This window comes from Streptomyces sp. TRM64462 (assembly GCF_013362995.1).
In the GTDB taxonomy this organism is placed as follows: domain Bacteria; phylum Actinomycetota; class Actinomycetes; order Streptomycetales; family Streptomycetaceae; genus Streptomyces.
In genome coordinates this window covers 1-11370 of the sequence record NZ_JABWDV010000164.1, presented here as the reverse complement: position 1 = coordinate 11370, position 11370 = coordinate 1, and the positions used below count along the sequence as shown (strand labels likewise).

Annotated in this window: 11 protein-coding genes; 6 read left to right on the top strand and 5 right to left on the bottom strand. The window is 74.3% G+C overall.

Annotated features, from left to right (window positions below):
* The first annotated feature begins 6 nt into the window (after nucleotides 1-6).
* From HTZ82_RS07405 to HTZ82_RS07395, 3 genes are all read left to right on the top strand, one after another.
* Nucleotides 7-1014: a carbohydrate ABC transporter permease gene (locus HTZ82_RS07405; protein ID WP_175408491.1), complete on the top strand. Its 1008-nt coding sequence runs from the start codon at nucleotides 7-9 to the stop codon at nucleotides 1012-1014.
* A gap of 4 nt (nucleotides 1015-1018) precedes the next feature.
* Nucleotides 1019-1897: a carbohydrate ABC transporter permease gene (locus tag HTZ82_RS07400; protein WP_175408489.1), complete on the top strand. Its 879-nt coding sequence runs from the start codon at nucleotides 1019-1021 to the stop codon at nucleotides 1895-1897.
* A 75-nt stretch (nucleotides 1898-1972) separates the two neighbouring features.
* A complete protein-coding gene (locus tag HTZ82_RS07395) occupies nucleotides 1973-3418 on the top strand; it encodes a glycoside hydrolase family 1 protein (protein ID WP_175408488.1) in 1446 nt (481 codons plus the stop codon).
* Nucleotides 3419-3559: 141 nt separating this feature from the next.
* Here HTZ82_RS07395 and HTZ82_RS07390 read toward each other — a convergent pair whose 3' ends face one another.
* Both HTZ82_RS07390 and HTZ82_RS07385 read right to left on the bottom strand, forming a co-directional pair.
* Nucleotides 3560-4960 (bottom strand): HAMP domain-containing sensor histidine kinase, encoded by a 1401-nt coding sequence (locus HTZ82_RS07390; RefSeq protein WP_175408487.1) that lies wholly within the window; start codon nucleotides 4958-4960, stop codon nucleotides 3560-3562.
* A complete protein-coding gene (locus HTZ82_RS07385; protein WP_175408486.1) occupies nucleotides 4957-5673 on the bottom strand; it encodes a response regulator transcription factor in 717 nt (238 codons plus the stop codon). Before HTZ82_RS07385 ends, HTZ82_RS07390 begins: the two co-directional genes overlap by 4 nt.
* Before the next feature lie 69 nt (nucleotides 5674-5742).
* Between HTZ82_RS07385 and HTZ82_RS07380 the strand changes: the two genes are divergently transcribed.
* Complete coding sequence (locus HTZ82_RS07380; RefSeq protein ID WP_175408485.1) at nucleotides 5743-6327, top strand: hypothetical protein; 585 nt, start codon at nucleotides 5743-5745, stop codon at nucleotides 6325-6327.
* 15 nt (nucleotides 6328-6342) lie between these two features.
* Here HTZ82_RS07380 and HTZ82_RS07375 read toward each other — a convergent pair whose 3' ends face one another.
* Both HTZ82_RS07375 and HTZ82_RS07370 read right to left on the bottom strand, forming a co-directional pair.
* Nucleotides 6343-7206, bottom strand: coding sequence for a spermidine synthase (locus HTZ82_RS07375; RefSeq protein WP_175408484.1), 864 nt, complete (start codon nucleotides 7204-7206; stop codon nucleotides 6343-6345).
* A 71-nt stretch (nucleotides 7207-7277) separates the two neighbouring features.
* Nucleotides 7278-7652, bottom strand: a complete 375-nt coding sequence (locus HTZ82_RS07370) for a hypothetical protein (protein WP_175408490.1) — start codon at nucleotides 7650-7652, stop codon at nucleotides 7278-7280.
* A gap of 247 nt (nucleotides 7653-7899) precedes the next feature.
* Here HTZ82_RS07370 and HTZ82_RS07365 point away from each other — a divergent pair, with 247 nt between their 5' ends.
* On the top strand, nucleotides 7900-9348 hold the full coding sequence (locus HTZ82_RS07365; RefSeq protein ID WP_175408483.1) for a tetratricopeptide repeat protein: 1449 nt from the start codon (nucleotides 7900-7902) through the stop codon (nucleotides 9346-9348).
* 47 nt (nucleotides 9349-9395) lie between these two features.
* Here HTZ82_RS07365 and HTZ82_RS07360 read toward each other — a convergent pair whose 3' ends face one another.
* Complete coding sequence (locus tag HTZ82_RS07360; RefSeq protein WP_175408482.1) at nucleotides 9396-9992, bottom strand: histidine phosphatase family protein; 597 nt, start codon at nucleotides 9990-9992, stop codon at nucleotides 9396-9398.
* Nucleotides 9993-10194: 202 nt separating this feature from the next.
* Here HTZ82_RS07360 and HTZ82_RS07355 point away from each other — a divergent pair, with 202 nt between their 5' ends.
* A complete protein-coding gene (locus HTZ82_RS07355; RefSeq protein ID WP_175408481.1) occupies nucleotides 10195-11367 on the top strand; it encodes a hypothetical protein in 1173 nt (390 codons plus the stop codon).
* The last annotated feature ends 3 nt before the right edge of the window (nucleotides 11368-11370 follow it).

Here is an 11370-nt window from a genome sequence, read left to right as displayed (position 1 = left end):
CCCCTCGTGGCCACCTCCGTCCGGGCGGCGGGCGGCGGCAGCCCGCCGCCCTCCCCGCCTCCGCCCTCCGCACCCCGGAAACCCCGGCCGGACCCGGCGCCCGCCGGCTGGCGCAGCAGGCTCTACCGCTGGGACCTCAAGGCGACGCCGTACGCGTTCGTCGCGCCGTTCTTCCTCTGCTTCGCGGCGTTCGGGCTCTTCCCGCTGATCTACACGGGCTGGCTCTCCCTCCACCGGGTCGAGCTGGGCGGCGAGGCCGAGTGGCGCGGCTTCGACAACTACACGGCCCTGGGGGACAGCGACTTCTTCTGGAACGCGCTCGCCAACACCTTCACCATCGGGGTCATCTCCACCGTCCCGCAGTTGCTGATGGCCCTGGGCCTCGCGCATCTGCTCAACTACAAGCTGCGCGGCCGCGGCTTCTTCCGGGTCGCCGTCCTCGCGCCGTACGCGACCTCCATCGCCGCCGCGACGCTCGTCTTCGCGCAGCTCTTCAACAGCGACTACGGGCTGATCAACACCGTCCTGGGCTGGGTCGGGTTCGAGCCGGTCGACTGGGAGTCCTCCAAGTGGCCCGCGCAGATCGCCATCTCGGTGATCGTGACCTGGCGCTGGACCGGCTACAACGCGCTCATCTACCTCGCCGCGATGCAGGCCGTTCCGCAGGACCTGTACGAGGCGGCCGCGCTCGACGGGGCGTCGCGCTGGCGGCAGTTCATCAGCGTCACCATCCCGTCGATCCGGCCGACGATCCTCTTCACCATCGTCGTGTCGACCATCGGCGCCACCCAGCTCTTCGGTGAGCCGATGCTGTTCGGCGGCAGCCTGGGCGTCAGCGGCGGCAGCGGCAACCAGTTCCAGACGCTGAGCCTGCTGATGTACGAGAAGGGCTGGGTGACCGGCGCGCTCGGGCAGGCGTCCGCGATCGCCTGGGTGATGCTGCTGCTCCTGCTGCTCATCGGCGGTCTGCGGCTGCTCGTCGCCCGCGTCAACCGCAAGAAGCTGGGGGCCTGACCCGATGAAGCCGAAGCAGATGAAGCTGAAGCGGATGAAGCTGAGGCAGACGGCGGGGCGGCAGCACCACGCCGGGCCCGTGACGTACGTACTGCTCGGGCTGGCCGCACTGCTGTCCCTGTTCCCGCTCTACTGGAACCTCGTCGCCGCCTCGCACACGGGTGAGCGGGTCGTCGAGGCGCCGGCGCCGCTGCTGCCGGGGCCGCGGCTGTTCGACAACCTCACCTTCGCCTGGAACCAGGTCGACATGGGCGAGGCCCTGGTCAACACCACGGTCGTGGCGGGGATCGTCGCCGCGTCGACCGTCGTGTTCTCGACGCTGGCCGGGTTCGCCTTCGCCAAACTGCCGTTCCGCGGCCGCAACGTGCTGCTGGCCCTGGTGGTGGCCACCATGACGATCCCGCCGCAGCTCAGCGTCATCCCGCTCTACCGGATCATCACCGACCTGGGCTGGGTCGACCAGCTCCAGTCGGTGGTGCTGCCGTCGCTGGTGGCCGCCTTCGGGGTGTTCTTCATGCGGCAGTACCTGCTGGAGGCGCTGCCGATCGAGCTGATCGAGGCCGCCCGCGTGGACGGCGCCCACAGTCTGCGGATCATCTGGCACGTGGTGTTCCCCGTGGCGCGGCCCGCGATGGCCGTGCTCGGCATGCTGATCTTCGTCCAGGCGTGGAACGACTTCTTCTGGCCGTTCATCGCGCTGACGCCGGACGGGAATCCGACCCTCCAGGTGGCGCTGGCCGGCCTGGGCTCCGGCAACCACACCATCAACCAGGCCATCGTGCTGACCGGTGCGCTGATCTCGACCGTGCCGCTCCTGGTGGTCTTCGCCGTGCTCGGCAAGCACATCGTGGGCGGGATCACGTCGGGCGCGGTCAAGAGCTGACGCGCCTTCTCCCCCTCGACGATTCCCGTCCCGTTTCCCGTACTCGTCCCCTCACCGCGTTGGGAGCGCTCCCATATGACCGCGTCCGAAACCAGGCCGCTCACCGCGACCCGCCAGTTCCCGCCCGGATTCCTCTGGGGCGCCGCCACCGCCGCGTACCAGATCGAGGGCGCGGCGGCCGAGGACGGCCGTACGCCGTCCATCTGGGACACCTTCAGCCACACCCCCGGCAAGGTGTTCGCGGGCCACACGGGGGATGTGGCCGTGGACCACTACCACCGGTTCCGCGACGACGTCCGGCTGATGAAGGAGCTGGGCCTGTCCGCGTACCGGTTCTCGGTGTCCTGGTCGCGGGTGCAGCCGACCGGGCGCGGCCCGGCCGTGCAGAAGGGGCTCGACTTCTACCGGGCGCTCGTCGACGAGCTGCTCGGCGCGGGCATCCGGCCCGTCCTGACGCTGTACCACTGGGACCTGCCGCAGGAGCTGGAGGACGCGGGCGGCTGGCCGGAGCGGAGCACGGCCGAGCGGTTCGGCGAGTACGCGGCCATCGTCGGCGGCGCGCTCGGCGACCGCGTCGAGCGCTGGACCACGCTCAACGAGCCCTGGTGCAGCGCCTTCCTCGGATACGCCTCCGGGAACCACGCCCCTGGCCGCACCGACCCGGTCGCCGCGCTCCGCGCCGCCCACCACCTGAACCTCGGCCACGGCCTGGCCGTCCAGGCCCTGCGCGCCGCCCTGCCGCCGCGCGCGGAGGTGGGCGTGTCGCTGAACCTGCACCAGGTGCGGCCGCTGACGGACGCGCCCGAGGACCTGGAGGCGGCCCGCCGTATCGACGCGGTCGGCAACCGCGTCTGGCTCGGGCCCATGCTGGACGGCGCGTACCCGGAGGATCTGGCGGCGGACACGGCGCGGCTCACGGACTGGTCGTTCGTCCAGCCGGCCGACACCGCGACCGCCCACCAGCCGCTGGACTACGTCGGCATCAACTACTACACGCCGACCGTCGTGTCCGCGGCCGCGCGCGGCGAGAGCGGCGGCGGGTCCGACGGAGGGCACGGCGGCGGGGACTTCTCGCCGTGGGCGGGCGCCGAGGACGTGGTCTTCCACCAGCCGCCCGGCGAGCGCACCGCGATGGGCTGGTCCGTGGACGCGTCAGGACTGTACGACCTGCTGACGCGGATGGCCCGCGACTACCCGGAACTGCCGCTGCTCATCACGGAGAACGGCGCCGCGTTCGACGACGAGGTCGCGCCCGACGGCACGGTCCACGACCCGGAGCGGATCGCGTACCTGCACAGCCACCTGGACGCCGTGCACCGCGCCGTGGGCAGCGGCGTCGACGTACGCGGCTACTTCCTGTGGTCCCTGCTGGACAACTTCGAGTGGGCGTACGGCTACGCGAAGCGGTTCGGCGCGGTCCACGTCGACTACGACACACTGGCCCGCACCCCCAAGGCGAGCGCCCGGTGGTACGCGGACCTGGCCCGTACCGGCGTACTCCCGGAGCTGCCGGGGGCGTGAGCGGGAGCGCGCGCTCCGGCCGGGTGGGGTGACGGCCGGAGCGAGCGGACAGCACGCTAGCGAGCCCGGACCGGACAAACGGCCGCTTCCGGACGGGAGTTGAGGATCTTAGGCTCCGCTTAAGGAACGCATCGGCAGCGGTTAAGGGGCCACCGGGGTGCGGGTCCTGCGGCGGCCCACCCGGTGGCTGCGGCGGCCTCCCGTACCCGTGCGGCGGCGGCCGTCCAGGGCGAGCCAGACACGGACCTCCGTGCCGCCCAGGACGGAGTGGCCGATGCGTACGTCGCCGCCCGTCGACTCGGCGACGCGGCGGACGATGTCCAGGCCGAGGCCCGTCGAGCCCGCCCGTCCGCCGCTGTTGCCCCGGGTGAGCGCGGCCTCGGGGTCCGCGATGCCGGGGCCCGCGTCCGAGACCAGCACGATCACCGCGTCCTCGCCGTTGTGGACGTCCACCGAGAAGGCCGTGCCCTCGGGCGTGTGCCGGAAGACGTTGCCCAGCAGCGCGTCCAGCGCGGCGACCAGCTCCGGGCGGGCCACCGGGATACGGACAGGGCGGTCGACGCCGGCCAGCCGTACCCTGCGGTCCTCGTCCTCGGCGAGCGCCGACCAGAACGCCATCCGGTCGCGGACGACCTCCGAGACGTCGCAGCCCGCGCCAGGACCGGCCGCCTGCGTCTGCGGCTTGGCCTCCCTGGCCGTGCGGATGATCGTGTCGACCTCCCGCTCCAGCTGCTCCACGGCCGCCCGGGTCTGCTCGGCGGCCGGTCCCTCGCCCAGCGACGCCGCGTTCAGGCGCAGCACCGTGAGCGGGGTGCGCAGCCGGTGGGACAGGTCGGCGGCCAGCTCGCGCTCGTTGGCGAGGAGCTGGACGACCTGGTCGGCCATCGAGTTGAAGGCGACGGCCGCCGACTTCAGCTCGGCCGGGCCCTCCTCCCGTACGCGCGCGCCCAGCCTGCCCTCGCCGAGCTCCCGGGCGGCGCGGGCGAGGCGCTGCGCGGGCAGCACCATGCGGACGCCGAGCCGGTCGGCCACGGCGACGGACCCGACGATCAGGGCGACGCCCACGCCCGCGAGGATCAGCCACGCCGTGGCGAGCCCGTTGGTGAGCTCGCCCTCGGGGACGTACACCTCGACGATCGCGATCTGGCCGGTGCCGAGCGCGGTCGGCTGGAGCAGTACAGACCCGCCCTCGACCTCCGTGACGGCCGCGCGCGGCACGCGGCGTACGGTCGCCAGGTCGGCGTCACCGGTCCGGCCCGTGCCGATCTCCAGGGCCCGGGCGGCCGGTTGGCCGGGCGGCGCCGGGATGTGCACGGCCATGCGGCCGTCGGCGCCGGCCTGCGTGGAGGCGACGGCCCGCTCCAGGGCGGCGCGGTCGGTGGTGATGGACAGCGTGGGGCCGATGGCGGCGGCCTGCCGCTCGGCGTTGCCGAAGGCGCGGTCGCGGGCCATCTCCTTGATGACCAGGCCCAGCGGGACGGCGAAGGCCACGACGACCATCGCGGTGACCGCGAGCGCGACCTTGACGAGGGCCCATCTCATGACAGGGGCTCCCGCGGGGGCTCCTGCGGAGGCTCCAGCTTCACGCCGACGCCCCTGAGCGTGTGCACATAGCGGGGCTCGGCCGCCGTCTCGCCCAGTTTGCGGCGCAGCCAGGACAGATGGACGTCGATGGTCTGGTCGTCGCCGTACGCCTGCTGCCACACCTCGGCGAGCAGTTCGCGGCGCGGTACGACCACACCCGGGCGCCCGGCGAGGAACGCCAGCAGGTCGAACTCGCGGCGCGTCAGGTCGAGACGGCGCCCGTCCAGTTCGGCCTGGCGGCGCAGCGGGTCGATGGCGAGCCCGCCGACACGGATGACGCTGCTCGGCGCGGCCTCCCCGGAGCCGCCGCCCCGCGCCCGGCGCAGCACGGCGGCCATCCGCGCCGACAGGTGCTCCACCGAGAACGGCTTGGTGAGGTAGTCGTCGGCACCGTCGTTGAGGAGCCGTACGATCTCGGCCTCGTCGTCCCGCGCGGTGGCGATGATCACCGGTACGTCGGTGATACCGCGCAGCATCTTCAGCGCCTCGGCCCCGTCGAGATCGGGCAGACCGAGGTCCAGGATGACGACGTCGAACCGGAGATGGGCGACCTCGCGCAGCGCCTCCAGGGCCGTGCCGACGCTCCGTACCGTGTGGGAGGCCTCGGTCAGGTGCCGGATGAGGGCGGAGCGCACGAACTGGTCGTCCTCGACCACGAGCACACTTGCCATGGGCGGCACCGTACGCCATGCGGCGGAATGAGGGGGACCGGTGTTGACGCCGTGGGCGGGTGGTGCACTATGGCCCGGATGCGAAGAGGACTCGTTCATGCCATGGCGTGGTCGCTCGCCACAGGCGCGGCGGTCACTCTCTCGTGGTGGGGCGTGCACACGGTGATGTCCGGGACGGTGTACGACCGTCCGGCCGCCCTGCCGCTGACGTCCGTGGCGGACAGCCCGGTCACGGCGCCGGGCCCGTCCGCGCCGGACCCGGAGCCGCGGGCGTCGTCGACGCACCGCCCGGAACCGGAGGCGTCGCGGCCACCGTCGCCGTCCCCGCCCCCGTCGGGGCCGACGCCCGGCACCCGTACGCCCTCGAAGGCACCGACGACGGCGCCCCCTTCTGCTTCCGCCGCCGCTTCCGCTTCCGCGCAGCCGGGCACGGTGAAGAGCTACGCGGTGGACGGCGGCCGGGTGGCGTTCGACATCGCGGAGACGTCGGCCGAGCTGGTGTCGGCGACGCCCGCGTCGGGCTGGCAGATGCAGGTGTGGAAGCAGGACACCTGGATCCGGGTCACGTTCACGAAGGACGACCGGGAGATCTCGGTGTTCTGCGTGTGGCACGACACGGCACCGCGCGTCGAGATCGACGAACGAACGGTGTGACTGGGCCTGGACGGCCTAATCGAAGGCGGACGGCGGCGGCGCCGGCGAGGGCGCGGCGTCCGCGTCGGTGACCGCGGCGGCGCCGCCGGTGAAGTCGGCGAGCGCCCTGCCGTGTTCGACCCGCCCGGGGTGCGGGTCGGACGCGACGCGCCGGGTCAGCTCGGCGACCGGCAGCGGGACGTCGGAGGCGACGAGCACGGCGTTGCCGAACCGGCGGCCGCGCAGCACGACCGGGTCGGCGGCGAGGGCCAGTTCGGGGAAGACGGCGGCCGCGGTGGCGATCTGGGCGCGCAGATGGGCCAGCGGCGGCCCGTCGGCGAGGTTCGCGGCGTACGTACCGCCCGGCTTCAGGACCCGCCGTACGTCGGTGAGGAACTCCGTACTGGTGAGATGGGCGGGGGTGCGGGCGCCGCTGAAGACGTCGGCGAGGACGAGGTCGGCCCAGCCGTCCGGCAGCTTGCCGAGTCCGGCACGCGCGTCGCCGCCGCGCACCCGTATGCGGGCGCCCGGGTCGAGGGGCAGGACACGGCGGACGAACTGGACGAGGGGCGTGTCGATCTCGACGACCTGCTGCGTGGACCGGGGCCGCGTCGCCGCGACGTACCGGGCGAGCGTGAACGCGCCGCCACCGAGGTGCACGGCGTGCAGAGGCCGCCCGGGCGGCGCCGCGAGGTCGATGACGTGGCCGAGGCGCCGCTGGTAGGCGAAGTCGAGGTACGCGGGGTCGTCGAGATCGACGTGCGACTGCGGGGCGCCGTCGATCAGCAGCGTCCACGCCCGCGCCCGCTCCCGGTCGGGCACGAGCTCGGCCCGCCCGCCGTCCACGGCCTCGGCCACCGCTTCGGGTGCGGCGCCGCGCCGCTGCCTGTTCCTCGCCATCTCCCCATTATCGGGGGCCGACGTGCGGAGATCCGGCGCTGCGGCGCGAGGCCGGGTGGATGACCTCGGGGTCAGCGGCAGTTGTCGGCGGCCCGGATGAGGCGGGTGGCCTCGTCGAGGGCCTCGCGGAGCCGGGCGGGGTCGGTGACCGGGTCCGTGTCGGCGGGCGGCAGGAGCCAGCCGCTGCCCGCGACCGGCGGCTCGGCCGGGACGCGGAGGCCGCGGCCCGAGGTGCGGGTGCAGGCGCTGCCGGGGACGTCCCAGGCTGCCGCGGTGCCCGGCGGTACGAGGAAGCCGAGGGTGTCGCTGGCGTCGTCGTGCAGGACCGGTCCGACGGCGGGGGCGTCCGCCCGGCGCAGGATGTCGACCGCCTCCAGGCCCTGCCGGGCCGGGACCGTGACCAGGTCGCAGGGTTCTTCACCATGGGTGTGCGGGCCTGCCGCCATGCCTACCTCCAACAAGGGATCCCCTCCTCGCTCGAGTCCCGAGTGGAGACACGTTGTGTCTCTCCACAAGGTTCAACGGACGGGGACGTCAACAGCTACGGTGGCGCGCCGCCGCAAAGGGTGGCGGTTCATGGCGGATCGCGGGTGAGATATCCCGTTTGTAGCCAAACCCCGGGTGTGTGCCGCGCCACAGCAGGTACGTTCTTGCTCCGCCGGAGCATCGGCAGCACGCAGGAGAGGGCTCGCCATGGCCTCGTCACGGGCAGTTCCGAATCTCGCCTTCCGCCGCCTGCGCGGACACCGCTCCGCGGCGGAGTTCGCCGCCGCGGTCCGCAGGGCGGCCCGGGAGATCGGGGAGCAGGTGGCCTGCGACGCCCGCTACATCGGGCGCGTGGAATCGGGTGAGATCCGCTGCCCCAACTACGCCTACGAGCGGGTCTTCCTGCACATGTTCCCCGGGCTCTCGCTGACGGACCTGGGGTTCGCCGCACGGGAGCACGTACGGGGGCGGGGGGCGCGTGCCGCGACGGCGGCGGCAGCAGCGGCGGCCTCGGACGGTGCGCCGGCGCCGCCACCGCCCACGAACACGACCAGGACCCGGAACGATGAGGAGAGCGACGTGCTGCGTCGCGCATTCATGACGAGCGGCACCGCGACCGTGGCCGCCGCCTCCCTGGGCCTCGGCACCCGGGGCGACGCCGCGAGCGCCGCGAGCGCCGGAGGCACCGCGAGCGCCGGCATGGCGCCGGGGCCCCTCGTCTCCATCCCGGCGCCCCGGGTCGCCGGCCGGTTCGGCGAGACCGAGGTGTCGGCCGTCGAGGACGCCGTACGGCGGATCAGACTGCTCGACGACCGGTACGGCGCGGACGGGCTCTACCGGAGGGCGGCGGGCCCGCTCCGTACCGCGTACGCGCTGCTCGACGCGGGAACGGCGGCCCGCGGGTCCACGGCCGACCGGCTGCACGCGGGCGCGGGCGAGCTGGCGCTGTCCGTGGGGTGGCTGGCACACGACTCGGGCCGCCTGGAGGACGCCCGCTCGCACTACGCCGAAGCCCTCGCCACCGCGCGCGTGGGCGGCGACGCGGCACTGGAGGCGCACGCGTTCTCGAACACGTCGTTCCTGGCCAGGGACGCCGGACGGTACCGCGAGGCGGTGCGGGCCGCGCAGGCCGGGCAGCAGGCGGCCCGGCACCTGTCGTCGGCGCGGCTGCTCTCGCTGCTGGCGCTGCGGGAGGCGGGCGGCTGGGCGGGGCTCGGCGACCGGGCGGCGTGCGAGCAGGCGCTGGGCCGGGCGCACACGCTGTTCGGGCGCGGGCCGGCGCCGGACGCCGACCCGGAGTGGATGTCCTTCTTCGGGGAGCCGGAGCTGGAGTTCCTGGAGGCCCAGTGCTGGTCGCTGCTGGGCGACGGCCCCCGCGCGGTACGGCACGCCCGCCGGGCCTCCGCACTCAACGACCCGCACTTCGCCCGCAACCTCGCCCTGTACCGCGCCCAGCTGGCGGTCGATCTCGCCCGCGGCGGCTGCCCGGAGGAGGCGGCGGCGGTCGGCGCCCGCGTCCTGGACGCCCTGGGCGAGGTCCGCTCCACCCGTATCGAGGCGATGCTCGCCGAGACGGCCCGCGCCCTGCGTCCGCGCGGCGGGACCCCGGCCGTGGCCCTGTTCCTGGAGCGCCACACCGGAACACCGCGCGCGTAGGGGCGGCCGACGCACGCGCGCAGGGGGGCCGGTCGGGGAGGGGAGGGTCAGGGCTCCAGGTGGCCGGTGTCGTTCCAGCGTTCGATGGCGGGGGCGCCGTAGGCCCAGCCGAGGCGGGAGAGGCTGGTCGGGGCCAGATAGATCCTGGCGGCGAAGGAGATGTCCTCGCCCAGCCAGCGCGCGGCGATCGAGCGCAGGATGTGGCCGTGCGCGAAGACCAGGACGTCCCGGTCGGCCGAGCGCGCCCACTCCACGACCTCGTCCGCGCGCGCGGACACCTGCGCCAGGGTCTCGCCCTCCGGGACGCCGTCGCGCCAGATGAGCCAGCCCGGGCGGCCCGCCTTGATCTCGGCGGGCGTCATGCCCTCGTACGCGCCGTAGTCGAACTCCATGAGCGTGTCCCACGGCGTGGCGCGGTCGCCGAAGCCGGCCAGTTCGCAGGTCTCACGCGCGCGTACCAGCGGGCTCGTACGGATCTCGTAGCCGTCCAGGCCCGCCCAGGGGCCGCGGTGCAGCCGCTCCCCCAGGAGCTTCGCGCCCCGCCGGCCCTCGTCGAGCAGCGGGATGTCGGTCCTGCCGGTGTGCCTGCCGAGCAGCGACCACTCGGTCTGGCCGTGCCGGGCGAGCAGGATGCGCGGTGCCATGGGGCGTACTCCTGGGGGTTCACGCGAGAAACGCGGGGCGCGCGGGACGCCGGGGGGCGGCGTGGGACGCGCGGGGGGTGCACACGACGGCGGGTGCAGCGACGTACCTCTCCATCATCTCGTACGCGGCCTCCCGCCCCCTGAAGGGGGCAACCGGCGCGAGCGGGCCCCGATTGTCGGTGGCGGATGCGAGACTTCCGCGGTGAGCGATTCCCTGGGCAGCGGACCGCGTCCTCCGGCTCCGCGTACTGCGCCGACCACGCTACGGACGAGGCTGGCCGAGCTGCGCGGTCCAGCCGCGGTGCCGCATCCGCTGGACGCCCGCGCGCTGGCGGCGCTGGCCGCGAATCCGGGCTGCCGGCGCCGGGCCCTGCTGGACGGGGCGGGGGTCGACAAGGCCGCGCTGGCGTCGGCGCTGGGGTCCCCATCGGGGTACGGGCAGTCGCAGTTCGCGTTCATGCGCGGCAACGCCTTCGAGGCGAAGGTGAAGGCCGACGGCGGCGCCGAGCTGCTACGGCTGCTGGGCGCGGCGGAGCCGGGCGAGGTGCGGACGCCCGACCTGGCGGCGGCCGGGCCCGAGGGGCGTGCGGCGCGGACGGCGCTGGCCCTGCGGGAGGCCACGGCGGCCGGGTGCTGGTCGCTGCTGGACCATCCGATGCTGGCGCTGGAGGTGGCCGGGTCGCCGGTGTACCTGGAGCCGGACGCGGTGGTGGTGCGGCCGGACGGGCGGTGGACGGTCGTCGAGATCAAGTCGTTCCCGATGATCGACGGCTCGGCCGACGCGTCGAAGGTGGGCGCCGCGGCCCGGCAGTCCGCGGTGTACGTGCTGGCGCTGGAGCGGGTGGCGGCGGTGACGGACGGCGCGGAGGTGAGCCCGTCCGTCGTCCTGGTCTGCCCGAAGGACTTCTCGAACCAGCCGACGGGTTCGGTCGTCGACGTACGCAAGCAGCTCGCGGTCACACGGCGGCAGCTCGCGCGGCTGACGCGCCTTGAGGACATCGCGGCGGCGGTCCCGGACGGCGTCACGTTCGACGTGGCCGGGTGTTCGGCGGCGGAGCTGACGGCGGCGGTGGAGGCCGTCCCGCACGCGTACGCGCCGGAGTGCCTGGCGGCGTGCGAGCTGGCGTTCCACTGCCGCGACCGGGCCCGCGCGGCGGGCGCCGTCGAGGTGCTGGGCCGGTCGGTACGGGGCGAGCTGGGCGGCCTGACGACGGTCGGCGACGTCCTGGCGGCCGCCCGCGGCGAGGACGGCGACGCGGACGACCCGGCGGTCGCCGCACTCCGCCGCGCGACGTCCCTCCGCGCGGAGGCCCTGACGGAGCCCCTGGCCCCGGCCCCGGCGACACCCGAACCGGAGGCAGCCCCATGCCGCTGACCC

Bases quoted from the DNA above. Each gene is read 5' to 3' on its own strand.
- HTZ82_RS07385 (WP_175408486.1), bottom strand. From the start codon at position 5,673: ATGGCAAGTGTGCTCGTGGTCGAGGACGACCAGTTCGTGCGCTCCGCC.
- HTZ82_RS07360 (WP_175408482.1), bottom strand. From the start codon at position 9,992: ATGGCACCGCGCATCCTGCTCGCCCGGCACGGCCAGACCGAGTGGTCG.
- HTZ82_RS07390 (WP_175408487.1), bottom strand. From the start codon at position 4,960: ATGAGATGGGCCCTCGTCAAGGTCGCGCTCGCGGTCACCGCGATGGTC.
- HTZ82_RS07370 (WP_175408490.1), bottom strand. From the start codon at position 7,652: ATGGCGGCAGGCCCGCACACCCATGGTGAAGAACCCTGCGACCTGGTC.
- HTZ82_RS07395 (WP_175408488.1), top strand. From the start codon at position 1,973: ATGACCGCGTCCGAAACCAGGCCGCTCACCGCGACCCGCCAGTTCCCG.
- HTZ82_RS07400 (WP_175408489.1), top strand. From the start codon at position 1,019: ATGAAGCCGAAGCAGATGAAGCTGAAGCGGATGAAGCTGAGGCAGACG.
- HTZ82_RS07380 (WP_175408485.1), top strand. From the start codon at position 5,743: ATGGCCCGGATGCGAAGAGGACTCGTTCATGCCATGGCGTGGTCGCTC.
- HTZ82_RS07365 (WP_175408483.1), top strand. From the start codon at position 7,900: ATGGCCTCGTCACGGGCAGTTCCGAATCTCGCCTTCCGCCGCCTGCGC.
- HTZ82_RS07375 (WP_175408484.1), bottom strand. From the start codon at position 7,206: ATGGCGAGGAACAGGCAGCGGCGCGGCGCCGCACCCGAAGCGGTGGCC.